Source organism: Acerihabitans arboris, from assembly GCF_010131535.1.
GTDB classification, from domain to species: domain Bacteria; phylum Pseudomonadota; class Gammaproteobacteria; order Enterobacterales; family Enterobacteriaceae; genus Acerihabitans; species Acerihabitans arboris.
In genome coordinates this window covers 111,385-135,731 of the sequence record NZ_WUBS01000003.1, presented here as the reverse complement: position 1 = coordinate 135,731, position 24,347 = coordinate 111,385, and the positions used below count along the sequence as shown (strand labels likewise).

General features: G+C 50.2%; 16 protein-coding genes. 12 read left to right on the top strand and 4 right to left on the bottom strand.

Translation table 11 applies throughout. The features are described 5' to 3' along the window. Positions 1-53: 53 nt before the first annotated feature. The gene (locus tag GRH90_RS26665; RefSeq protein WP_376766063.1) at positions 54-239 is read right to left on the bottom strand and encodes an ABC transporter substrate-binding protein; all 186 of its coding nucleotides are present in this window, start codon (positions 237-239) and stop codon (positions 54-56) included. Between the two features lie 484 nt (positions 240-723). Here GRH90_RS26665 and GRH90_RS04985 point away from each other — a divergent pair, with 484 nt between their 5' ends. From GRH90_RS04985 to GRH90_RS04955, 7 genes are all read left to right on the top strand, one after another. Beyond that, positions 724-2,616 carry a beta-glucoside-specific PTS transporter subunit IIABC gene (locus GRH90_RS04985; protein ID WP_162364799.1) on the top strand — a complete coding sequence of 631 codons (1,893 nt, stop codon included), beginning with the start codon at positions 724-726 and terminating at the stop codon, positions 2,614-2,616. 15 nt (positions 2,617-2,631) lie between these two features. Beyond that, positions 2,632-4,077: a glycoside hydrolase family 1 protein gene (locus GRH90_RS04980; protein WP_162364798.1), complete on the top strand. Its 1,446-nt coding sequence runs from the start codon at positions 2,632-2,634 to the stop codon at positions 4,075-4,077. Further along, positions 4,046-4,972 carry a BglG family transcription antiterminator LicT gene (gene licT / locus GRH90_RS04975; protein WP_312857170.1) on the top strand — a complete coding sequence of 309 codons (927 nt, stop codon included), beginning with the start codon at positions 4,046-4,048 and terminating at the stop codon, positions 4,970-4,972. The genes GRH90_RS04980 and licT overlap by 32 nt, the downstream gene beginning before the upstream one ends. A 545-nt stretch (positions 4,973-5,517) precedes the next feature. Continuing rightward, positions 5,518-7,149, top strand: coding sequence for a carbohydrate porin (locus tag GRH90_RS04970; protein ID WP_162364796.1), 1,632 nt, complete (start codon positions 5,518-5,520; stop codon positions 7,147-7,149). 19 nt (positions 7,150-7,168) lie between these two features. Further along, the gene (locus GRH90_RS04965; protein ID WP_162364795.1) at positions 7,169-8,626 is read left to right on the top strand and encodes a DUF1593 domain-containing protein; all 1,458 of its coding nucleotides are present in this window, start codon (positions 7,169-7,171) and stop codon (positions 8,624-8,626) included. A gap of 459 nt (positions 8,627-9,085) precedes the next feature. Further along, positions 9,086-10,234, top strand: coding sequence for a DSD1 family PLP-dependent enzyme (locus GRH90_RS04960; protein ID WP_162364794.1), 1,149 nt, complete (start codon positions 9,086-9,088; stop codon positions 10,232-10,234). A 350-nt stretch (positions 10,235-10,584) separates the two neighbouring features. Next, complete coding sequence (locus GRH90_RS04955; protein WP_162364793.1) at positions 10,585-10,995, top strand: RidA family protein; 411 nt, start codon at positions 10,585-10,587, stop codon at positions 10,993-10,995. On the opposite strand, the gene GRH90_RS04950 is transcribed toward GRH90_RS04955, so the two are convergent. Further along, positions 10,964-11,929, bottom strand: a complete 966-nt coding sequence (locus GRH90_RS04950) for a threo-3-hydroxy-L-aspartate ammonia-lyase (protein ID WP_162364792.1) — start codon at positions 11,927-11,929, stop codon at positions 10,964-10,966. The genes GRH90_RS04955 and GRH90_RS04950 overlap by 32 nt on opposite strands. A gap of 265 nt (positions 11,930-12,194) precedes the next feature. Next, positions 12,195-13,232 carry a S66 family peptidase gene (locus GRH90_RS04945; protein WP_162364791.1) on the bottom strand — a complete coding sequence of 346 codons (1,038 nt, stop codon included), beginning with the start codon at positions 13,230-13,232 and terminating at the stop codon, positions 12,195-12,197. Between the two features lie 91 nt (positions 13,233-13,323). Here GRH90_RS04945 and GRH90_RS26040 point away from each other — a divergent pair, with 91 nt between their 5' ends. After that, positions 13,324-13,641, top strand: a complete 318-nt coding sequence (locus GRH90_RS26040; RefSeq protein WP_218586214.1) for a hypothetical protein — start codon at positions 13,324-13,326, stop codon at positions 13,639-13,641. A 4-nt stretch (positions 13,642-13,645) separates the two neighbouring features. Here GRH90_RS26040 and GRH90_RS26590 read toward each other — a convergent pair whose 3' ends face one another. After that, the gene (locus tag GRH90_RS26590) at positions 13,646-14,275 is read right to left on the bottom strand and encodes a response regulator transcription factor (RefSeq protein WP_162364790.1); all 630 of its coding nucleotides are present in this window, start codon (positions 14,273-14,275) and stop codon (positions 13,646-13,648) included. Between the two features lie 450 nt (positions 14,276-14,725). Here GRH90_RS26590 and GRH90_RS04935 point away from each other — a divergent pair, with 450 nt between their 5' ends. The 4 genes from GRH90_RS04935 to GRH90_RS04920 all read left to right on the top strand — a co-directional run bounded on the left by GRH90_RS04935 (position 14,726) and on the right by GRH90_RS04920 (position 24,337). Further along, positions 14,726-17,707, top strand: coding sequence for an autotransporter outer membrane beta-barrel domain-containing protein (locus GRH90_RS04935; protein ID WP_162365048.1), 2,982 nt, complete (start codon positions 14,726-14,728; stop codon positions 17,705-17,707). A 432-nt stretch (positions 17,708-18,139) separates the two neighbouring features. Then, positions 18,140-18,877 (top strand): SDR family oxidoreductase, encoded by a 738-nt coding sequence (locus tag GRH90_RS04930; protein WP_162364789.1) that lies wholly within the window; start codon positions 18,140-18,142, stop codon positions 18,875-18,877. A 461-nt stretch (positions 18,878-19,338) separates the two neighbouring features. Beyond that, on the top strand, positions 19,339-21,366 hold the full coding sequence (locus tag GRH90_RS04925) for a hypothetical protein (protein ID WP_162364788.1): 2,028 nt from the start codon (positions 19,339-19,341) through the stop codon (positions 21,364-21,366). A 274-nt stretch (positions 21,367-21,640) separates the two neighbouring features. Then, the gene (locus tag GRH90_RS04920) at positions 21,641-24,337 is read left to right on the top strand and encodes a glycosyltransferase family protein (RefSeq protein ID WP_162364787.1); all 2,697 of its coding nucleotides are present in this window, start codon (positions 21,641-21,643) and stop codon (positions 24,335-24,337) included. The last annotated feature ends 10 nt before the right edge of the window (positions 24,338-24,347 follow it).

The window sequence follows — 24,347 nt, the reverse complement described above, 5'->3', positions numbered from 1 at the left end:
ATTCATTATTATAGAAACATTATTTCATTTTAACGTGATCGTTGTTCTGTTTATTATTTTTTGTGAAAAATGCTCCCTGTAATGAAAGCTGCTATAGTGCGCCCGTTCAATCGATGTTTAATCTGTGGTATTGCTGCGCTTTTCGCCGTTACCGGCGCGCCGTCCTGAAAGGCGTCGTTCTTTTTCAAGGTAAAGGTAACCACCTTGCCGTCGCCGGAGCTTTTCCATGCCTCCGCCAGCCGCGTCAGAATTCCAGCGTTTGGGCCGACGCTGGCCAGCCGTAATGGCGCGTTGTCCAGAGAAGGCGGTTTTTCATCGATCGCAATAGATCAACGGCTCCAGGCTGCCTATCACGGCCGTCAAGGTTGTGTTTTGGTATGATTCAGCGAAGGGGATAACGTCAGTGCCAGCAAGATGCGCTGCGGGCGTAGCGTCGGGACATGAATAATGCCGGCGGCAATAAAATACCTCCAACTATTTAGTGATTAACGTCACATCTTTAAACCAAAGGTATTGAGATTGATTTATGAAGGCTTTATAAGAGTTGCCTTCGGGACGTTATCAGCAGCATTTTGAGCGAAACCTGGATAAAGCAGTGTCGATACTGACTGCTTTATCCAGGTTTTTTTTTGCTCATTTCCAGCTGGCCAGCGGATAAACGGCAAGGATTACGGTGAATCGGATGAGGCAGTTAATGCCGGTTGTTAAACGGGAATCTCCTTTATGAATAGCAAAGTGCTGGCAGAAAGTATCTTGAAATTAGTCGGGGGCGAGGGCAATGTGTCCGCCCTCGTGCATTGTGCTACCAGGTTACGATTTAAAATCAACGATATCGGCAGGGTGGATATTACCAAACTGGAGGTCCTGGACGGGGTCATTACCGTCGTGCAGGGGGCGGGTCAGCTACAGGTGGTTATCGGTAACCGGGTGCCGGAGGTGTATCGGGAGTTCGGCGCCATCTCCTCGCTGCTGAACGACAGCCGGGACAGCGCGCCGACGCAGACGCGGGACAAGGACGGCACGGTGCTGGGACGGCTGGTGGACGTGGTATCCGCTATATTTACCCCCTTGTTGGGGGCGATGGCCGCCGCCGGCGTGCTCAAGGGACTGCTGGCCATTGCGGTGGCGCTGGGCTGGCAGCCCACCCGGAACAGCAGCTATATCATCCTGCACGCCGCCTCGGACAGCCTGTTCTATTTTCTGCCGATGCTGCTGGCCATCACCTCGGCCCGAAAATTCGGCGCCAATGTGTTTGTCGCGGTTTCGCTGGCCGGGGCACTGGTTTATCCCTCGATTCAGGGACTGTTTGACGCCGGCGCTAACGTCTCTTTTTTTGGCATCCCCGTGGTGATGATGAAATACACCACATCGGTGATTCCGATTATCCTCAGCGTATGGCTGATGAGCTATCTTGAGCGTTTTCTTAACCGGCATATTCACGAAAGCGTGCGTAATATCCTGACGCCATTCATCCTTTTGGCGGTGATGGTGCCGCTGACCCTGATGACTGTCGGTCCACTGGGCATTTCGTTCAGCAAAATAATCGCCACGGCGTTTGTCACCATCTACGGCTTTAACCCGATCGTTGCCAGCGCCTTATTCGCCGCATTGTGGCAGGTATTCGTGATCTTTGGGGTGCATTGGGGGTTTGTAACGCTGTTTATCAACGATCTGTCGGTGCTGGGCCGCAGCTTCTTGAAAGCGGCCACCGGTCCGGCGGTATTTTCCCAATCCGGCGCGCTACTGGCGGTGATGATTCGCGCCCGTGATAAAAAGCTCAGGGCGCTGGCGGGCAGCACCTTTATCGCCTCGCTGTTCGGCATCACCGAGCCTGGGGTCTACGGCATCACCCTGAAGCTGAAAAGGCCGTTTATCTGCGCGGTATGCGCGGCGGCGCTGGGCGGTGCGGTGGTGGGCTACGCCCGCAGTTCGGCCATGTCGATGGGGATGACCAGCCTGTTGACCGTGCCGATCTTCTACGGCGACGGTTTTATGGGATTTGTGCTGGGCTGCGTGGTGGCCTTTATCGCCAGCCTGCTGTTGACGCTGATGGTCGGGTTTGACGAGGCCGGCCACCCTGCATGCGCCGCCGCGCCGACGGCCGGGCCGGCGGCCGCGTCAGACTTTGCGCCGGCCGTTCCGGCAGGCACAACCCTTGACCTCGCCGGCGAGCGGATCGGCATGCCGATCAACGGTGAGCTGATCGCGCTGTCGCAGGTGAATGACAAGGTATTTTCCTCCGGCGTGGTGGGCCAGGGTGTGGCCATCCTGCCCGCGGAGGGGCGGGTTTATGCCCCCATGGATAGCAGGGTGATGCACACCTTCGCCAGCGGCCATGCCCTGGGACTACAGTCGGATTACGGCGCGGAGATCCTTATCCATGTCGGCATCGATACGGTGCAACTGCAGGGACGGTACTACCGGCTGCTGGTCGCCGAAGGGGACCGGGTGCGCAAGGGACAGCTGCTGATCGAATTTGATCTGGAGGCGATCGCCCACGCGGGCTACGACACCGTCACGCCGGTGGTGATCACCAACGCCGACGATTATCCGCAAATCAATACCAGCAACCTGCGTCACCAGAAAGTGGGCGACACCATTATTACGCTGGCATAACCAGGAAGACTAACCATGAAATACCAGACGCTGCGACCTTTTCCCCCACATTTCCTATGGGGGGCCTCCACCTCCGCCTATCAGGTGGAAGGAGCCTGGAATGAAGATGGCAAGGGACCGTCGGTTATCGACGCGCGCACCCATTACCCCGAGGGCACGGCCGACTACCGGGCTGCCAGCGATCACTATCATCGCTACCGGGAGGATGTGGCGCTGTTCGCCGAAATCGGTTTTAAAGCCTACCGGTTTTCGATCGCCTGGACCCGCGTGATCCCGGATGGCGACGGCGAGGTTAACCCCGCCGGGCTTGATTATTACCGCCGGCTGATTGATGAATTGCTGTCGCGCGGCATCGAGCCGGTGGTGACGTTGTATCATTTCGATCTGCCGCAGGCGCTGCAGGCGCGCGGCGGATGGGCCAACCGCGCCACGGTGGATGCCTTTGAACGTTATGCCCGCATCGTGTTCGAGGCTTTTGGCGAAAGCATTAAGTATTGGTTGACCATCAACGAGCAGAATATGATGATCTTGCATGGCGCGGCGCTCGGCACCCTGGATACCCAGCTGGAGAATCCCCGGCGCGATCTGTATCAGCAAAACCACAACATGCTGGTGGCGCAGGCGCGGGTGATTGACCTGCTGCACCAGATGCATCCTGCCGCCAAAATCGGCCCGGCACCCAATATCTCGTTGATTTATCCTGCCAGCGCGCGGCCGGAAGACGTGATGGCGGCGTTCAACTATAACGCCATCCGCAACTGGTTGTACCTGGATATGGCGGTGTGGGGCCGATATAACAGCCTGGTGTGGCGCTACCTGGAAGAGCGCGGCTGGACTCCCGTCTTTTCGCCGGGCGACCGCGAGGTGCTGGAATCGGCCCGGCCGGACTTTATCGCCTTTAACTACTACACCTCGCAGACCGTCGAGGCCAGCAGGGGCGACGGCCAGGATGAAGTGGCGCGCGCCGGCGATCAGCATATGAAGTCGGGCGAGGACGGCGTACACCGTGGCGCCGGCAATCCGTTCCTGCCGAAAAACGCCTTCGGCTGGGAAATCGACCCGGTGGGCTTTCGCAATACGCTGCGCGCCCTATGGGATCGCTATCAGCTGCCGTTGATCGTTACTGAGAACGGCCTGGGGGCCTTTGACCGGTTGGACGACGACGGCCAGGTACGCGATCCGTACCGTATCGACTACCTGCGCCGGCATATCGAACAATTGCAACTGGCGATAACCGACGGGGTGGCGGTGTTCGGCTACATGCCCTGGTCAGCCATCGATCTGATCTCCACCCACCAGGGGTGCTCCAAGCGTTATGGCTTTATTTATGTCAACCGCGATGAGTTCGACCTGAAGGACATGCGCCGCATCGGTAAGCAGAGCGCCGGGTGGTACCGGCAGGTCATTGCCTCTAACGGGCTGGATTTTTATGACCCCCTCCGCGACAATACGGTCGGTTAGCCGCCTGCCGGCGGCTCTGGCCGCCGGTGAGAGCATTAATGAAGGCTCGGTAATGAAAATAGACAGGATATTAAGTAACAATGCGGTACTGCTCATTACTGAACAGGGGGAGGAATGCGTCGCGCTGGGGCGCGGGATCGGCTTTGGCAAAAAAAACGGCGATGCGGTGGATGAGGCTGCCATTGAAAGTCGGTTTCTGAAAAGCAGCGGCGGGCTGTCGACCTTTTTTGCGGAGATTCTTTCAGATATTCCTCCGCTTTACCTGTCGATAACCGAAAAAATTATCCGGCTGGCGCGTGATGCCCTGACCATTGAGTTACAGGATACGCTATTCCTGGCGCTGAGCGATCATATCAACTTTGCCGTGTTGCGTTATCAGAAAGGGATGGCGATTAAAAATCAGCTGTTGTGGGAAATAAAGCGTTTCTATCCGCACGAGTTTGCCATTGGCCAACAGGCGTTGCGGATTATCAATGAATCGTTGCAGCTGCAGCTACCGGAAGATGAGTCGGGATTCATAGCGCTGCATATTGTAAACGCCTCGGGCGAAAACAATATGCAAAAAGTGATGTTGAGTACCGAAATAGTTAAAAATTTGCTGAATATCGTTAAATACGATCTGAACATAGTTTATGATGAGCAGTCCCTGGATTATCAGCGTTTTATCACGCATCTAAAGTTTTTTACCCAGCGGTTGCTGACGCGGGAATTTGTCAGTCATCAACAGATTTCCCTCTATGATAATATTGACCAACGCCTGCCGAGGGCGTGGCACTGTGCGCAGAAACTGTCCAGCTATGTCGATAAAAACTATCAGTATGAATTAACGTATGATGAAGTGGTTTTTCTGGCCATACATATTGAACGTTTGCGCAAGGATAATTTTCATCATTAAAAATTTGATACTAGTTAAAATGATAAAAATTAATTTTTAATGAGGTATGGCATCAGAAGCCACATTTGTCGGGTGGCAATGTTATTTTTAATTCTTGTTTTATCCCCTGCTTCTGGCTCCGACAAGCAAATGAATATGTTGCTTTTTGCTTCATTTTTTATATTTTACAATATTTTTACCAGAGCCAGGCTGCATCAGTGGCGCTATCAATGCTATTAATTTTCAGAAGTCGACTATCGAAAAAACTCCCTGTAATAAATTTAGTCTTGAGCGTGTTTTTATCAATAATTAGGTGATGTCATTCACAGTTTGCATCATGGTATATTGAACAAAAAATAAATTACAAATATAGTAACAAAAAAGAGGACGTTACCGAGGGCATCCGGGCGAAACCTGCCACGCATAGAATAAATTCAATTCTATGTGGGCGGGTTTTTTTATTTTTAATCGTGGAGGAATAGCATATTAAACGACTAAGCGCTAGTTTGTGATTGGGGATTATAAACTTAATTTAATTGAAATAATATTTCATTTTTGGTGATGAGATGAAAAATAGCAGTTACGAAATTCATAAAAAAACTATCGCTTTAATGATAGCATCAGGATGTGTTCTTTCTCCATATGTTGATGCAAAACCCATGACCCTGGAACAAAGGGTGGAACTCTTGGAGAAACAGTTAACCCTTACTCAGCAAAAACTTCAGGTATATGAAGAAAAAGAAGCAAAAGAAAGCCGGGTGGCCGAAACTGCGTCTAATTCTGTTGAATCAGGGAAGATTGCGGTCGCGAAGCCAGATGCAAAACCCAATCTGCAATCGAGCGCCTTGGCGCCGAACGTGTTCGCGGAAAAAAATGAACCGACGCTTTCTGCGGAATCACTAAAAAAAATAAGTCAATATGTGCAAGACGATGCGGGTTTTAAATATTCCGGTTACCTGCGATCGGGTTGGGCATCAACCACTAATGGCGGCCCGAAATCATGGGCGGCGGGTTCATTAGGCCGGTTTGGCAATGAATATGATGGTTGGTATGATCTCACATTTAGAAAAAGGGCTTGGCGGGAAGGAAATAAATCTATTTCGGCAATTGCGCAGCTTGAAGGTGACTTGTTCTTAGCCCAAAGCGATGAAACCTATGATAAAGGGTATTCAGGCGGCGGTATGGGTAAAATGAATAAATTGTATGTTGAAACAAAAGGATTTATTCCTTTTGCACCCGATGCTATCTTTTGGATAGGGAAAAATACCTTACCTCAACATGAAATTCAAATGCTTGACTGGAAGACGAATAAAACCTTAACCGGAGCGGGTATCGGCTTGGAAAACTGGAAGCAACCAGTAGGCTCACTAAGCATGGCCTTAACAAGATATGATGTTGATAATTACCGTATAGCCTGCAAAGAGGGTCCTACCAGCTGCACCGATACCACGCAAGTTAATGTAAATATCGCGGAAGTAAGATATAAAGATATTCCGGTGGTAAATGATACTAAACTTGAGCTTGGAGCAAAATATGCCGTTCCTAATAAAACCGATACACAAGAGAAATTAGAGAACTCAGATCAATATTATAGGGTCAAATCATCATGGACGGCACTGGCGGCGCTCAGCAATCCCATAGGGAAGGGGTTCAATGAATTTTCAGTACAAGTGGCTAATAATTCAATAGCTAGCCAGTTTATGAATATTTCCGATGCGAACCCCGAGTTTGGTTATAATAGCGCTTATTATGGCTTGCATAGCGGAGGGATTGGGTGGCGCCTGGTGAATCAGGGCGAGGTGTATCTGACTCCGAGTGTTATTATGGCCCATGCGTTGGTTTATGGCAGCGGTCACGACCTGTATTCAACTTACACCGGTGCACATACTGATTTTGAATCATTCCGCGCGGTGGTGAGGCCGGGCTACATATGGAACGTACTTAATCAGTCGGCCATTGAATTAGGTTTTTTTGATCAAAAAAACACGCTTGATTCGGAAAATTATAATGAATCTGGATATAAAATTACGCTAGCGCATACCCTGAAAGTTGATGCGAGCATGTTGAATTCACGTCCTGAAATTCGTTTTTACACTACCTATCTGAAAGCATTAAGAAACGAACTCGACGGCGTCACCTTCAACGATGATAAAAACTATCAACTCAGTTTCGGCATCCAGGCTGAGCTATTTTTTTAACACATAATAGGAGCGGCGTATGTTTGTTATGAGAAAATGGGTAAAATTATCAATGCCAACGTTATGCCTGTTGGTAATATCATGGTTTCCTGCGATGACTAGTGCAAAGGATGTCATCACTCCGGCTGCGGTGGACCGGCCTGCGGAAAAAACGCGCATAATGGTCCTGACTGATATTGGCAATGAGCCGGATGACTCCCAATCCCTTATTCGCTTCCTGTTATATAGTAACGAGTTTGATACTGAGGGCATTATCGCCACTACGTCAACCTGGCTTAGAGATAAAGTCAATCCTGCCATGATTAATGAAAAACTGGATGCTTATGAAAAAGTTTATAGTAATCTGGAAAAACAGGCCCCGGGATACCCTTCTCCCAAGGCGCTTCGCGCGGTGGTGCGTAGCGGCAGGGTGGGTTATGGCATGGCTTATGTTGGAAAAAATAACAGCACTGAGGCTTCTAAATTAATCATCAGCGCGGTCGATAAGCAGGATCCTCGTCCCCTGTGGATTAACCTATGGGGTGGCGGCGTTGATTTGGCGCAGGCGTTATACGATGTAAAAACGCAGCGCAACCCAAAAGAACTAGCCAAGTTTATTAATAACATTCGTGTATATTCTATTTCCGATCAAGATGATACCGGCGTCTGGATCCGTTCTGAGTTTCCAACATTACGCTGGATAACCAGCATTCATGCCTGGAATGATTATTTTCTATCGACATGGATAGGTATCTCTTCCAAACTGGCGATTGGCGGTGATATGAGCAGAGTGAATAACGACTGGATTACGCAAAATATAAAAAATAAAGGTCCACTAGGCGCGTTGTACCCTCTCATTAAATATACGATGGAAGGCGATACGCCCGCGTTTCTCTATCTCATACGTAATGGCCTAAGCGATCCAGAACACCCAGAGTACGGTGGTTGGGGGGGAAGATACGCCGGCATCACGCCGAATACCACGCAAGGCATACGCGTTAGCACCTCCGATGAAGTTGTTGGTGTTGACGGTCAAAAATACCGTACCGCGGCAGCCACTATCTGGCGCTGGCGGGATGCGTTCCAGAATGATTTCGCGGCGCGTATAGGCTGGAGCACGTCTTCCGATTTTGTTGGGGCCAATCATAATCCTACCCTGGTTTTGAATGGTAAATCCGGCACGGGGATCGTCCATCTGAATGCCAAGACAGGCGATACTGTAAAGCTGTCTGCCGAGGGGTCTGCCGATGCGGATGGTAATCAGATAACCTACCGTTGGTGGCAATATAAAGAGCCGACGGCAACGTCGACCGGCGTCCATAGTGCGCCGGCGCTGGAGTTAGCGTCCGCTACGGGTATGGCAACAGAGTTTGTCGCACCCGCCGTCGGGCAGGCCACGCCTTTCCACATTATTTTGGCTGCGACGGATAACGGTTCTCCCGCATTGACCTCCTATCGAAGGGCCATTGTGATGGTCGAGCCATCATCGCCTTTATAACAAGACCTTTGGTTAGCCTAAATATTATCAACGCCGGTGCTGATCTTAAGCTGGTGCTGACCTTATCAGCATCAGCATCAGCGGCGTCGGCCGACAGCACGGCAACACCGGCGCTCAGCTAATCGCGGGGGCCGCCAGCCCCGCCGGGGTGATGCCAGATAGGGTCAGGTCGCCGTGTATCGCCAGGGTATAGGGATCGATGAAAATCACACGGGATTCAGACGCGCCCGGCGCGGGGTCGACAAACTGCGCGCGCGTGGCGTCGCGGACATCGGGCGCCGGACGCGCCGCAGAGATGTTGGCGCTCTTGTCGGCGAAGCCGGCCTGCGCGCGGAGGCGCTGGATTTCGTGTTAATTAAGATTTACTGAATCTTAAAGTAAATTATTTTTAATTCAGTTCTTTTTCCCTTCAATTATGATGAAAGCATTTCTGGAATAACCTGAATAAGAGTATTGGCGATGGATATCAATGAACTAGACACGCCTTGCGCGGTATTGGATTTATTCCGTATGGACCGCAATATAAAGCGTATGCAGGAACATATGGAAGAGCTTGGCGTGAAATTCCGCCCGCATGCCAAAACGTCGAAATGCGTAGAGGTGGTTAATGCCCAGATCGCCGCCGGCGCCCGGGGCATCACGGTGTCCACCGTCAAGGAAGCCGAGGCTTTTTTTGCCGCCGGCATCACCGATATCCTGTACGCCGTGTGCATTTCGGCCGCAAAACTTCCCCGCATCCTTGCGCTTCGCCGCCGGGGATGCAATGTCAAGGTGATCGTGGACAGCGTACCGGCAGCGCGGGCCGTGTGCGACTTCGGCCGGCGGCATAACGAGCGTTTCGACGTCTGGATCGAAGTGGATACCGACGGTCATCGTTCAGGCATTCCGCCGGCGGGCGGGGAATTGCTTGAGGTTGGCCGGCTGCTGCATGGGCAGGGCGCGCGCGTGGGCGGCGTGCTCACCCATGCGGGCTCCAGCTATGAATTGCATACCCCGGAGAAATTGGCCGGGCTGGCGGAGCGGGAGCGCGCCGGATGCGTTCTGTCCGCGACCCGCCTGCGTGAAGCGGGCATCCCCTGCGAGCATGTGAGCGTCGGCTCCACGCCGACCGCCTTTGCCGCCGGGAGCCTGGAGGGTGTCACCGAAGTGCGCGCCGGCGTCTATGTGTTCTTCGATCTGGTGATGAAAAACGTGGGCGTTTGCAGCGTCGACGATATCGCGTTAAGCGTGATGACCACCGTCATAGGCCACCAGAAAGACAAAGGCTGGATAATGGTGGACGCCGGCTGGATGGCCATGAGCCGCGATCGCGGCACCGCCGGCCAGACCCTGGATTATGGTTATGGCCTTCCCTGTTTACCGGACGGTACGCCGCTGCATGGGTTCGCGGTCATCGGCGCCAACCAGGAACATGGCATTATCTCAAGGGTCGCGACGGACGCCAAATCATCCACGGCGGACGTTGACATCGAAGCTGAATTTCCACTGGGCTGCCGTTTGCGCATCCTGCCGAACCATGCCTGCGCGACGGGGGCGCAGCACGATGTGTTATATGCCATCGATGCCAATGCCGGGGTCACTCCCTGGCAGCGTTTCCGCGGCTGGTAGGTTGCAGCAAGGCGACACCGGCCGGTCGTAAACATATTTATCAGAGGCAAATTATGCTGGACACCAATGAAGGCTTTACGACGATCTGAAACCCTTCGAGGCGGAGCTGACGACGTTACGACACAAGTTTCATTTAATGCCGGAATTAGCCTTTGATGAACATCAAGCCGCGGATAAAGTTGCCGCGTTGCTCACTGAGTACGCTTTTCAGCTCACCCGCAATATCGCGGGAACCGGATGGTCGGACGTTTAACCCTGGGCACCGGCGGTAACGGTCCTGATGCGGGAAGGCGGCTGACGCCAGGGCGAAACCACCGGGATCAATAACCAATAAAAAGGAAACAAAACGCATGCGTATCATCTCCGTTCCTGATTTACCGCCGCCCGCCGGACATTATTCCCAGGCGGTCGTCGCGCGAGGATGGGTATTTATTTCCGGCGTTTTACCTTCGCCGGACTGCTTCGATGCTGAATTTGATATCCAGTTAGGATCCGTATTGGACATCTGCGGGAAAATTCTGGCCGAAGCGGGGTGCTCATGGCAACACGTGGTTCAGTGTACCGCCTATATCGCCGGCGTTGAGTACTGGCCCAACTTCAATTCAATTTATGCCCGGTATTTAAAAGAACACCAACCCGCGCGCGTCGTGGTGCCGGTTGCCGCGCTACACCATGGTTGCCTGGTCGAGGTGCAGCTCACCGCCACCGCGACTCAGTCGCAATCGAAACCTAGCCTGCCAGAAACGCGCCGTAGCTCCTGAGGTCAACATTGCCGCCGCTGATAATGACGCCGATTCGTTTGCCGCGCAGCGCCTGTTTGCGCGCGCGCGCGGCCGCAAATCCCAGGCATCCCGTTGGTTCAACCACCATTTTCATCCGCTCGGCGAAAAAGCGCATACAGGTGATGAGTTCCGCATCGCTTACCGTGAAGATGTCATCCACGTTTTGTTGGATTATCGGAAAGGTGTACCGCCCGAGATGTTGGGTCTGGGCTCCGTCCGCGATTGTCTCTGGCGTATCAATGTGAACAATGGCGCCCGAACGAAAAGACCGCTGGCCGTCATTACCGGCTTGCGGCTCAACGCCATAAATCCCGCAGTGAGGTGAAATCCTGCGGGCCGCCAGTGCCGACCCCGCAAGAAGGCCGCCGCCGAGACAGACAAATAACGCATCCAGCTCGCCGGTCTCTTCAAGCAACTCTTTAGCCGCGGTGCCCTGGCCGGCAATCACATGCGGATGGTCATAAGGCGGGATTAGGGTTAGGCCGCGCTTACTCGCGAGATCGCGCCCAATCTGTTCACGATCCTCGGTATAACGATTATATTCCACAACCTTGCCGCCATAACCACGCGTGGCTGCGACCTTGGCGGCCGGCGCGTCATGGGGCATGACGATGGTGGCGGGAATGCCGAGCAGTTGCGCTGACAGGGCAATTGCCTGCGCATGGTTGCCGGATGAAAATGCCGCCACACCGGCAGCTTTTTGCTTATCGCTGAATTGAGACAGGGCATTCATGGCGCCGCGAAATTTAAAAGCGCCCATACGCTGATAGTTTTCACACTTAAAAAACACCTCGGCGCCGAACAGTTCGTTCACCGTCCGGGACGTCATTATCGGGGTTTTATTGGCATAACCCTCGATGCGTTCGGCGGCCGCTTCAATATCTGTGTATTCAGGAAGAATCAAGGCACTCATATCAATAGCCCCATGGTCAATATTTAAACCTATATTACATGTTCAAATAGGTAAAAGCAGGCCGGCCCGTCCTCTGCCAGGCTATCCCCCGTCATTTTGACGATCGGTGCCGGGTATTGCGCCTGGCCCGTTTTGGGGTATAAGCATGCCGTGACGTCATGATCGCTATGTCGACACCGACTGGTATTGGTTTCATTTCGTCTTCCTCCGGCCTGAACGGAAAAACGAGACAAAGTTATCATCATGACGATACTAACCTTTTGACTTACAACTGCTGGGTTACTGAACCCCCATTTTCAGTGAATAAGACGGCCGCCCTTGCGCCGTTGACCAGTGAAATTTGAGGTGGAATGTGGCCTATATCTACGTCATACAGCACAGGAACGGTAAGATCCCCAAGGGAGGAGCGAAGGGCGTCCAAATAATTCTGTTGTGTGGGGTCGCTTACTTCTGGCGCCGCGCTTCTGCCTATCAGAACACCTTTTAAGTTATTGAACCAGCCATGCAAGCGTAAGCTAAATAATGCTCGTGTTAACTCGCAGGGGGCCATTTCCACGTTTTCAAAATACAGAATGGTTCCTTCGTCGCTATTTTGTTCCTGAAACAAAGGTAGATTACCGAATGAAGTGCCTGCTAACCGCGATATGATATCAAGGCATCCACCAATCAGATGGCCTTGAAAACAGGCAGAAGAAGTGACGCCATCAAGGTGCTTCCACTTCGTTCTTTGGGTCAGATTAAAACCAGCGTCTGTTGCTGTACCCCATTGATTTTCATCAATTTGAAATGCTGTCGACGCATGCTGTTTAATTACGGTTCCCCGGTCACTCTCCAGAATGTCCCATATGGCTTGCGTGGTCGGATCCAACTCTTTGGCACCAAGATCCATCAGGTTAGGTCCATGCACCGTTGCCCAGCCAGAAAGGGTAGTCAACGGGAAATGAAATGTACTCAGATCTGAAAAACCAACAAACCATTTCGGTTCAGTCTGCGCTAACTGATTGAAATCCAGTAACTCAAGTAATTCGATCGCCAGATCGCCTCCCCATGGTGGCATAACCGCTTTTACCTCAGGGTCGGTTAGATAAAACATCAGTTCCTTCGCTCGCGAAATCTTGCACGCGCTTTTATTTTTATGCTGGGAACGTAAGCAATCCCCTTCACGGACCCTAAATCCTTTTTTCTCAAGGTTTTTTATGGCAAGTTCCAGCCGAGGATGTAAATGTCGAGGTACTCCAGATGATGGAGCTGTTATAGCAATCAAATCCCCTGGAACCAGTTTGGGCGGGAAGCGGATACTCATGTATTAGATCCTTATCTGCAAGGTAAATTCATAGTCCACACATTAAGCTTAAATGCCAAGTCTAAATGAAAGATAAAAAACGCCCATAGAAATGACCAATATAGTCATTCCAAAAATTCCGCCTGCCTGTGATTCATCATTCAACAATCGGCCCGGTGGCCGCCGCTGCCAGCCTGACGCTGCGGTTTCCGTCGGTGGCCGTGGCGGCCCCAGCGGCAAGCTGGCGTACCTGTCGTTCAACGTCAATGAATACAACGTACAGACCGATAAGGCTTTCCAGGCCGCCATCCGCAACTACTACCGTTTCGCTTACAGGCGCCGGTTATGCAACCTGATTTTCCAAGCGTGCCCGCCTAAACCGGCCGGGTCGGCTGCGTGTTGCCGTCCATTCCATATTGCACCGCCGTAAACCGTCATTTCAAACTTCGGCCATGTAATAGCGTCAGGGCTTCCACCCGATTTGTTACGCCCAATTTGCTCAATATTCCGCCGACATGCTCTTTGATGGTCGCTTCCGATATACCGAACGTAAGGGCGATGCGCTTATTGGACGAACCGCTCAGCATCATCTCCAGCACTTGCGATTGTCGCGGGGTCAATCCCAGCGTTTGCGTGGTGGACTTTACCAGCGGCGCGATAGTTTGCAGCCCATCATCTGGAAACCACAATTTCCGGTTTTGCAAGGCGGTCACCGCCTGAAAAAATATATGCGGCGAATCCTGTTTGTGCACAAACCCATGCGCGCCGGCTTTGCGTATTTGCTGCTGGATAAGGCTATTCTCATCCCCGCTTATCACCAGCAGAAGTGTATTGGGGGAACGGTTTGAAATGTCACGTAATAAGTTGAGTGCAATGCCGTCGGGCAGCCAAAAGTCCACCACCATCAGCTGTGGGCAGCCAAAACCGATAATATGTTCAAGGCACGATTTTCCGTTTTTTGTCACCTGGACCTTATCATACCCACAATGTGTGAGGAGAAATTCCACAATCCCGTGCGCCATGAGTGGATGGTCATCGACCACTAAGGCATATGGTGTAGTCACGTTATTTAATCTCCTGGAAGCAGTGATTATTCCTGATAAGTTTTAGCACCAGTACTATGGTTGAACATATTTAACTATGTTCAATTTTAATCAGACCCTACTTCGGTAGGGTTTCGTTTTTTTAATAACGTAAATATGATGCTAAGGCAATGAAATTGTTCTGGCACAAATAGACCATAGCATTTGGCTGGAATATTAACCACTGGTTAAATGTGAGGAGATGCACAACGATAATAAAAGAACCAATATTGATATAATGATGTTTATCATATAGTTATTGTTTTTTTCCGTGGTTAATAAAAGGATTGATATTCAATGGGTGATAAGGTCATTGTTATTAATAGTACCCTTAATACTTTTAGAGCCACCGATAAATAAATGTAACAAAATATTTTGGTGGCATTAAATGATTCTGTTAGGAGAAAAAGAGTGAATAACGTAAATAAAAGCATGGCCCATTATTTAACGGTGAAAAAACCGCTTTCAAGAATTTACCTCGCATTATTTGCCGCGCCGCTGACGTGGATGGGGCCTGTGGATATGGCCCGGGCCGCTGATCATAGTTATGATACTGATACAGTTATTTCGTCATCAGTTAGCCAGCCCGATGATATCTATATCGGTGATACTCGAAGCGTCGAGGTGCTGATCAACGATGCCGAGGTGGATGCCAAGAATATCTATATTGGCACCACCCTTAAGGGCGACCCAGCCTACGATGGTAATTTGCTCAGGGTTAAAGGGCCACTAGCGCAATTAACCGCGCACGGCGGCTCGGCAAACGCCGTTAACGGTGAACTGAATATTGGCCAGGGCACGCTAAAAGTCGAGGATGGCGCGCAGGTTAATGCCGACAGCATCAAGGTCGGCTTCTTGGATGATAATTATAGCCAGCTCAATGTTAACGGCGCCAACTCCACTGTGGTTAGCGAAACGCTTGGCTTAGGCCATGGGGCCGGCTCGCGCGCCACTATGCTGATAGAAGACGGCGCTAAGGTGACGACCTCTACCGACGCCACCATTTTCAGCGGCTATTCCCCGAATGAAAGTGATGTGCTAAACCCCAAAGCGACGGTAACCGGCAAGAAGTCCGCCTGGAATATTACCGGGCTGCTGAAGTCCCAGGGCGATGTAGATATTCTGGACGGCGGCGAGGTAAATGCCGGCAGCGCGGAGTTTGCCGGTGAACCGGGCTCGCCCAAAATCGCCAAACTGCATATCGCAGGCGCGGGTTCGGCCTTTACCAGTGCAGGTGATGTCAGCGCAGGCGCCGACGGCACTGGCCTGGTATCGGTGGCCGAGGACGGCTCTTTTTCCGCGGGCGCTAATGAACTGCGCCTGGGCGAAAACGGAACGGCCAGCGCGGGCAAGGGGGTGTTGATTATCGGCAGCCGCGGCGATATGGATAATGTCGCCGCGCCAGGCGAGTTGCTGTTGGGCGCGGCAGGCGCGGCGGGTACCGTGGATGCGCAGACCGTCATCAACCTTGATGGCGGGACAGATCGCAGCTACGTTTATTTTAACCACACCTCTGATGATTATAACTTTGCCAACAAGATGATGGGCGAAGGCGACGTTATCAATGCCGCCGGGCAAACTACGCTGAGCGGCGATCTTACCGCGCTCAAGGCCAATGTTAGCGCCCTGGGCGGAAAAATCATCATTGCCAGCGATATTAACACCCTGCAAGAAACCAATCCCTTAAAAATCCAGACGCTGGTCGCCGAGAAGGGCGGTACCCTGATTCTTAACGCCAGCGCGGGAACGGACATCGTCGGGGACACGGGTTACAGCAGCGCGGCGGTGATCAAATCCGGCGGTACCCTGGGCGGCAACGGCACGCTGGGACAGACCGAGATTCAGGACGGCGGCCATATCTCTCCGGGCGACGGAAATATTGGCACCCTGACGCTGAAACGCGATCTAACCTTCCTGGGAGAGTCCTTCTACGATGTGGATATCGCCGGCGATGGCGGCAGCGACAGGCTGGTGGTGTCCGGCGTAACGACCATCAGCGATCGGGCCAAGGTGCAGGTAACCGCGCTTGATCCGCAGACCAGCTACCAGACCGCCCAAAACTATAACATTTTGACCTCCGGTGGCGGAATTAACGGCGAGTTTGCGCAGGCCGTCACCAACTCGGCGTTTCTGGATGTGACGCTAAGTCATAGCGCCGACGCGGTGGATCTGACGATCGCGGTGAAAGACACCGGGAATCCGGACCCAATACCAAATCCGGACCCAACACCAAATCCGGACCCAACACCAAATCCGGACCCAACACCAAATCCAGACCAGGGGGGCGGTCCAAGCATTTTCCAAACGGTTGCGCAAGGCGCAAACCAGTGGAGCGTTGCCGGGGCCCTTGCCACCCTCGGACAGAGCGGCCCTTCGCTGGCACTGTACAATTCGGTGCTGATGCTGAGCGCGGCCGAGGCGCGCGACGCCTTTAATCAACTCTCCGGGGAAGCGTATCCTTCCGTTCAGTCTAGCCTGATTTCCAACAGCGTCATGCTGGCCGGCGTTTTAAACCAGCGCATGCTGAACCTGTTTGATAACGATTCCCTGCCGGTGCCGCCGCTGGCCATGAGCCTGGTCCAGCCCGCCCAAGTTGAACAAAACGGCGTATGGGGGAAAAACTTCGGTTCCTGGTCGAGAAGCAATGGCAACGGCGAAGTGGGCAATCTGGCCGGCGACACGCATGGCTTCCTGTTGGGCGCCGACCGCAAATTGTCCGACCATAATATCCGCGTGGGCGGTTATGCCGGCTACAGCCACGGTAATTATGAGGTGGATAGCCGCCGCTCCAAGATCGCTAATGATAGCTACCACGTTGGCCTGTATGCCGCGGGACAGCAGGACGCTCTCTCCTTGCGCGGCGGCGTGGGCTACAGTAAGCACCGTCTTGAGGGCGAACGCAATGTGGCGTTCAGCGGCTACTCGGACCAACTGACGTCCAGTTACAATGCCGACTCACTGCTGGCGTTCACAGAAGCGGGCTACCGTTTCGGCCAGCCGGCCGCGAGCGCGGAACCCTTCGTCAACCTGAGTTACCAACACCTGGATACCGATGATTTCGCGGAAAAAGGCGGCGCCGCGGCGATGAGCGTCAGCAATAAAAAGATGGATACGTTGTATTCAACGCTTGGGGTGCGTGGCTCGGCCGCGCTGCCGCGCAATGTCAGCCTGTATGGTTCACTGGGCTGGCAGCATGCTTATGGCGATAAAGCGACCTCATCGCGCATGGCGTTTGCCAATAGCGACGCATTTGTTACCCGGGGTACGTCCATAGACAAGGATGTGCTGGTAGGCGATGTGGGTGTCAGCGTTCAGCTGACGCGTTCCAGCGCGATAGGTCTTGGTTATCAAGGCCAACTTGGCGCCGAAAGCCGCTCAAACGCGGTAAACGCGAATTTCAGGATGTCGTTCTGATTTTTACTATGTAACAAACACATGTCGTGGGCGCAATGCCCGCGGCATGCTTATGGAACCCCCCCCTTCAAATCCGGATTGCAGAACGGCCGTGCAGCCGGCGCAGGCCAATCGCACCTTTTCGCCTGATGTAATGATGTTCTCTACCTAATTAGTGTGATTTATCGTTTTGGCGCTGAACCATCCAAATAGTACAGATTGCTATCGGCGGCCGGATCCGCGTTGGCGATGCCGGCAAAACGCGCATTATAACGTTGTCTGACGCCGGCCACGACCTTGTGCACCGGGCGGCGCGAACGTTTAACAGAGAGAAGACTTCAGACAGAGGGTCCACTAGTTAAGCCGATTGCGACGATTCCAAGGAATTCTAAGCATAGATCGTCTTCTTCCACCATGCCAGGATCATTATTCAACGACCTGAAAAGAGTGGTGATGATGTGTATTCAAGGTAAGGTAATCGTAATTACCGGAGCAAGCAGCGGCATTGGCGAGGCCACCGCACTACTTCTTGCTGAACGGGGGGCTAGCGTCATCCTTGGCGTAAGGCGGTCCGACCGGCTCGCGGCACTGTCCGAGGCGATCGTGGCTAGAGGGGGGATAGCGTCTTATCTCGTTACCGACGTCAAACGGCGTAAAGACGTCGCCCGGCTAGTGGATCACGCGCTCGAGCGATATGGGAAGCTGGACGTTCTGGTCAACAATGCGGGAATCGCCCCGATTTCCCTTCTCGACGACCTGAGAGTCGACGATTGGGAAGATATGATCGACGTGAATATAAAGGGCGCTCTCTACGGGATCGCTGCTGCTTTGCCGGTCTTTCGTCGCCAAGGCTTCGGGCATTTCGTCAATACGCTGTCCACCGCCGGGATTCAGATCGTCCCGACGATGGCCGTCTACGCGGGATCGAAAAACGCCGTCAGGGGGATTTCCGAAGGACTCCGTCAGGAGGCTGGTCCGTCTCTTCGGGTGACGACCCTCTCACCGGGTTATGTAGACACGGAACTTCCATCATCGATGACGGACGAGACTTTGCGAAGGCAGGGTGAAGCGAGTATGAAGGCTACGGCGATTCCGGCGAGTTCCATAGCTGAAGCTATTGCATTCGCAATCGCACAACCTGCTAACGTGGATGTCGGTGAGATCGTCATGCGTCCGACTGCCCAAGGGTGAGGATTGGAACTATCTTATTACCACCCAGGTGGGAAAGGACGTAGTCCTGGATGCGGAGGAAAGTTGGGGGCCTGACGTGAATAAGCTTTATTATCAATGTATTGTCCATAAAGAAGCCGGTTAGGTGACCTCTGGGCAGGTGGCTATAGCCGACGTACAGGGTAAACTGGGGGAAGAGCCAAGCGCCACCCGTCCGGTATTTATTTTAGACGGGCGGGCCCTTGTACCGAAAAGCACAAATGATAGGTTGCTAGATAATTGGATTGTTACTGCGCAAGCAGGCAAAACCAGATTCCCGGCACCCATTCGGATATTGGGTTTCTCTTTTTAAGCGCTGGGAAAATGTTGGCTTAGCGACGCGTTGGTGCGTACTGGTAAATCATTCTATGGGAAAAAATGGAATTGAGGAAAATTTGTGGCTATAATCAGCAGCCTAAAAGTGACTAAAATTATACAAATAGATGAAAAAAATAACGTCGAATAAACGCTACTATGTGATAGATCAGGGTAAAGAGCAAAATTGTTTTCAGTGGATGATTGGCATAACCTACGGTGCTATATTTTTGGTAAGCCTCTGGATACGTTTAGGTTTTCCGACGTTTGCCATCGCAGATTCAGTTTTTGATGATTTATTATTCCAAAAGCTAGCTAGGCATCTATTATATTCTGATTGGCTAGGGCCTTATGACAAATTGACCCTTGCAAAAGGTATGTTTTATCCGTTTTTTATCTCAATCTCGGCTTTTATTGGCCTGCCGCTAAAGATTGCAGAACACATACTATATCTGGGCTGCTGCTTTTTCGCCGCTCGTTATGCTTCACGGGTTGCCAGAAGCGCAATTTTGGGTATTATTCTTTATGCTTTTCTTGCATTTAACCCCGTTTTTTGGACGGAGTCATTGGCGCGCGTGATCCGCGAAGGAATCTATATATCTCTGTCAATGATTCTCATTGTTTCAATCGTGGCTACCTTATTTCCTTTTAAAATAAATTCATCGAATAAATGGGCTTTTCTAAAACCACTCGCGATCGGGGTTATTGGCGGCTGCTATTGGCTAACCCGTGAAGAGGGAATATGGCTTGCTCCCACTATTTTACTCGTCATTATTATTGCTTTTATTACACAATGGAAAAAAGATAAGTTCATTAAAGCCATTTCTGGCGATTTTATCAAAACACTGATTGTGGGTGCTCTAGCATTTTGTGTTGTGGTGGGCAGTGTCAGATTCGAAAATTGGCGACACTACCAAATTTTTGAAACAACAGAATTTCACTCTTACTCATTTTTAAACGCGTATGGTGCACTTGCGAGGATTAAGCAAGATTCACCTAAACGTTATGTCGTTTTCCCTGAGGATGCCAGAAAACGGGCCTATTCAGTGAGTGAGGCGGCACGCGAGTTGGCGCCTTATCTTGAAGGTGAGTCTGGATATTTTTGGAAACTTACAAGTCATTCTCAAATCCCCGATTCGTCAGAAATAGGGGCGGGTTGGTTTATGTGGGCATTACGGGACTCCGTATCACTGGCGGGTCATTATAAATCTGGCGAAGATGCAATGAAATTTTATGACCGCCTGGCAAAAGAAGTCAATACCGCTTGTGATGAAAAGAAAATAGAATGTCTCTCTGCCCGATCAACGCAAGCTCCCGTGTTCAAAAAACATTATATCTATGATGCGATAATTGCCTCAAAAGCATTATTACCCTATTTTTTGACATTAAATGAAAACCCGATTCATATTGGCTCAGGCATACAACCAAGCCTTGGCACGGACTTGGAAATAAATGAAATCAGTGACTTAGTTGGTGAGGTCAGCCTTAACAAGAATTTTAATTCGCATTTCTATGGCTGGATTGCGGAGAAAGATCGGCTTCCTGAGATATCGATTGCCAGTAATCAGGAAAATTATAATACAAAAATAATTTATAGCGACGCAGCTGATGTCAAGGCGGCATACCCGGGATTATTAGCGGCTAGATTCGAAGGGGACGTTGGGTGCGAAAAAATTTGTGATATTAAAATAAGGATACATAAAGGTGATTTGTCATATGATCTGGCCTTGAAAAATGGCACCTTATTAGATACACCTGATGTTAAAGTCTATATAGACCATGCAACTCATTCAGAACTAAATTCTATCAAAATGAAGCGTGTAAATTTGCAACTGACAGTGGCAAATAATATAGCTCTATTTTATGGTAAATTAATGCCTTATTTATTCTTTATGGGAATGTTAGGTTTTTTATGGAGTTTGATTCGTTATCTAAGAAGCCGGCAGGCAACGCCGATTTTTGTAATCTGTTTTGCTAGCTTAACTGCGATTCTCACTCGTTTAAGCTTACTGGCCTATTTGCAGGTAACATCAATCCCATCGTTAAATATTCTTTATGCTTCGCCCGCGTCATCTTTTGTAGTGATTTTTTCAGTTACCGGTTGCTACTTGTTGTTAATGGCGTTCGGTAAAAAATATCACTCGCCCAGTAGCTGAAGATAGTAGGCTTTAATAAGCGTTGTAGGACAAGTTCCCAGACGATATTAATTTTTTGTAAGCAAAATCATTGAAGGTGGTAGACATTTTATTATAAAAGATTACACTTACTAGGACATTTAATCTAATTATATCAATAAGATTTTTTTTATGCTTACCTGAGTGTTATTAACACAATACAAATTTTATAAAAACATTTCCAGAATACTATGTTGTAATTTTGTTTCATTTATGTTTCATGGTGAAAATTTACTTAAATTGAGGGTTTTAAGACATGTTATGGAAAGTAAAAAATGAGGATATGCTCCCCGTTTTCGTTATTGTATTACTTCTGTTGCTACTGTCGCTCCCCCAGTTAGTCGGTGTTTTTCATGCAGATCCTGCCTTGTACATTAGCATGGCAGCGGAAAATGTGACTCTTCATGGGAATATGGGCATTCCTTACATCGATCCCAATAGCGGAATTACCACCCAGGCACTTGGCTATCTCGCCGCATCCGATTGGCTTCATGGTATCGTACCCTGGTGGAACCCCTATTCAGGAATCGGCCTGCCTTTAGCCGGTGAATATCAGCCGGCGGCTTTTTTCCCTTTGACTATGCTGTTACTACTACCAAATGGTATGGTCTGGCATCATTTAGTCATACAGATTATTGCCGGACTGGGTGTATACGCATTATTACGCCAAATGGGCCTTAGCCGTCTTGCTGCCTGTACAGGCGGCCTGCTGTTTGCTCAAAATGGGACCCTGGCGTGGCTAGCCCATGGTCCGGCATTCCCTTTGGCTTTTTTGCCGTGGCTACTCTTGGGCATTGAACGGGCCGCAGTGAATTCAGTAGCCAAGGGGACTTTTGGATGGCGTCTGATTGCTCTATCCTTAGCCATGATGCTTCTTGCCGGGTTTCCCGAGACGGCATATATTTGCGGCCTGTTTGCACTTGGATGGACACTGCTTAAATCGATACAGTGTAATCCGCGCTTCCGCTCTGGCATGGCATGGAGAGTTATACTTGGCGGTATCATAGGTATCGCATTGGCGGCGCCACAAATATTATCATTTTTGCAATATCTTCCACTTTCTTATATCGGCGGACATGCGGACCAGTTCGCTCATGCAGCGTTGCCCCCACTTGCGGTAATACCCAGTATTCTAACACCTTACGCGCTTGGTCCCATATTTGCTAATGTAGATAAAGTGCCGACATGGGGTGGTATTTGGGGGGGTATAGGCGGATATGTAGATTTAATCGTCATCGCCTCTGCTATCTATGGTTTATGTTGTCGAAAGGATAGGCTGAGTTTTTTCCTGACAATATGGGCTATCGTCATGCTCGCGAAAACTTTCGGTATTGAGCCTATTTCAAGTTTATTAAATTATATACCAGGTATTCGCTATATACCTATGTATCGCTACGCCACTCCAACCTGGGAATTTGCGTTTATTATATTGGCTGCTTTTGGCATCGAAGATTTATATCGTACCAGAAGACTTAAACGAACGCCGGCGTTTGCCTTTATCATCACTATGATTGTCGGGGTAGGTGTAATAAGTTATTTTTTGGTGAAGTCATGGCCAATTATTAACGCATTATCTACAGTGAAATATTGGTTTATACTTTCATTGACTTGGGTTTTATTGATTTTATTAGTGTTAATATTACTGATTAAGCTTATGCCGAAGAAATGGCTGACCGTCTCTGTGTCTGCATTACTCGTCTGCAATGTAACTGTATTGTTTAACATCCCTGTACTCAGTAACCCGACCAGTGGCAAGATGGACGCAAAAGCAATTTCATTTTTGCAAGATCATTTGGGCTTGCAACGCTTTTTTACTCTTGGCCCGATTCAACCAAACTATAGCGCTTTATATAAAATAGCATCTATTAATCATAACTATCTGCCTATTTCGTCCCGGTGGGTTAGCTGGACACAGGGTAATCTTGATGAAAAAATCGATCCGATATCTTTTATCGGCGGCATTACCCCGGGTAACGTAGATGTTGATCGTATCCATGAAAAGTTGCGTCTTAACCTAGCTAACTATGAAAAACTCGGTGTGAAATATATTGTTGCTTCGCCAGGAACTAATCCGTTATTGGATATATATTCGACTCCAATAATCCAGCGGGACTTGCGACCCCTGGCTTTGACGAACGGTCAAACGGTCAAAGGTGTTTTTCCAGGCGTCGCCGTCAAAAAGGCAACAGACATTGATGCCATCGGTATTTTTCAGGGTAATTATAATGGAACCTCAAAAGGTTCTTTAGTTGTGGAAATCTGTAATGGCGGAATATGTGTAAGTGGTCATACTGATATTGCCACATCACATGACAACTCTTTTTTATGGGTTTCCCTGGCTGAACCGCTGCCAATTCATGCAAATTCAGAGATCACTTATTCGATCACTCATCAAGGTGGAACTGAAGTTCCTATTGCATTATGGCTTTTCCCAACCACCCATGAACAACATTTGCTCGGACCTGATGGGGAATTGACACAGTTTGGACTTAATTTGAAATTACGTTCAGCTAAAGGCGCCGCAGAGCAAAAGTTAGTTTATTCAGATAAAGTAATGGATATATTTGAATTAACTCATCCCAGTCCCTATTTTGATACTCCACAGGCAAAATGCTCGATTGATTCTCAATCTAGAGAATATGCTGTTGTATCTTGCAATGCCCCTGATACGATAATACGTAGGGAATTATTTTTCCCCGGCTGGCAAGCTTATATCAACGGAGCACCCGCTAAAATTTTTGAATATGATGGGTTGTTTCAGTCTGTAAAATTACCTGCAGGGCGTAGCGAGGTAAAATTCAGGTTCGCGCCCCCCTATATTCCTTATGCATGGATTGTTATGTTGCTTGCATTCCTCGCCCTTTTCTTATCAAGCTTTGTGCCGATGATATCTGAACGCATTAAACGACGTCACTCAAGGCACTTAAATGAAGCCAAAAAGAAAAGTGATTAAATTAGCTAAG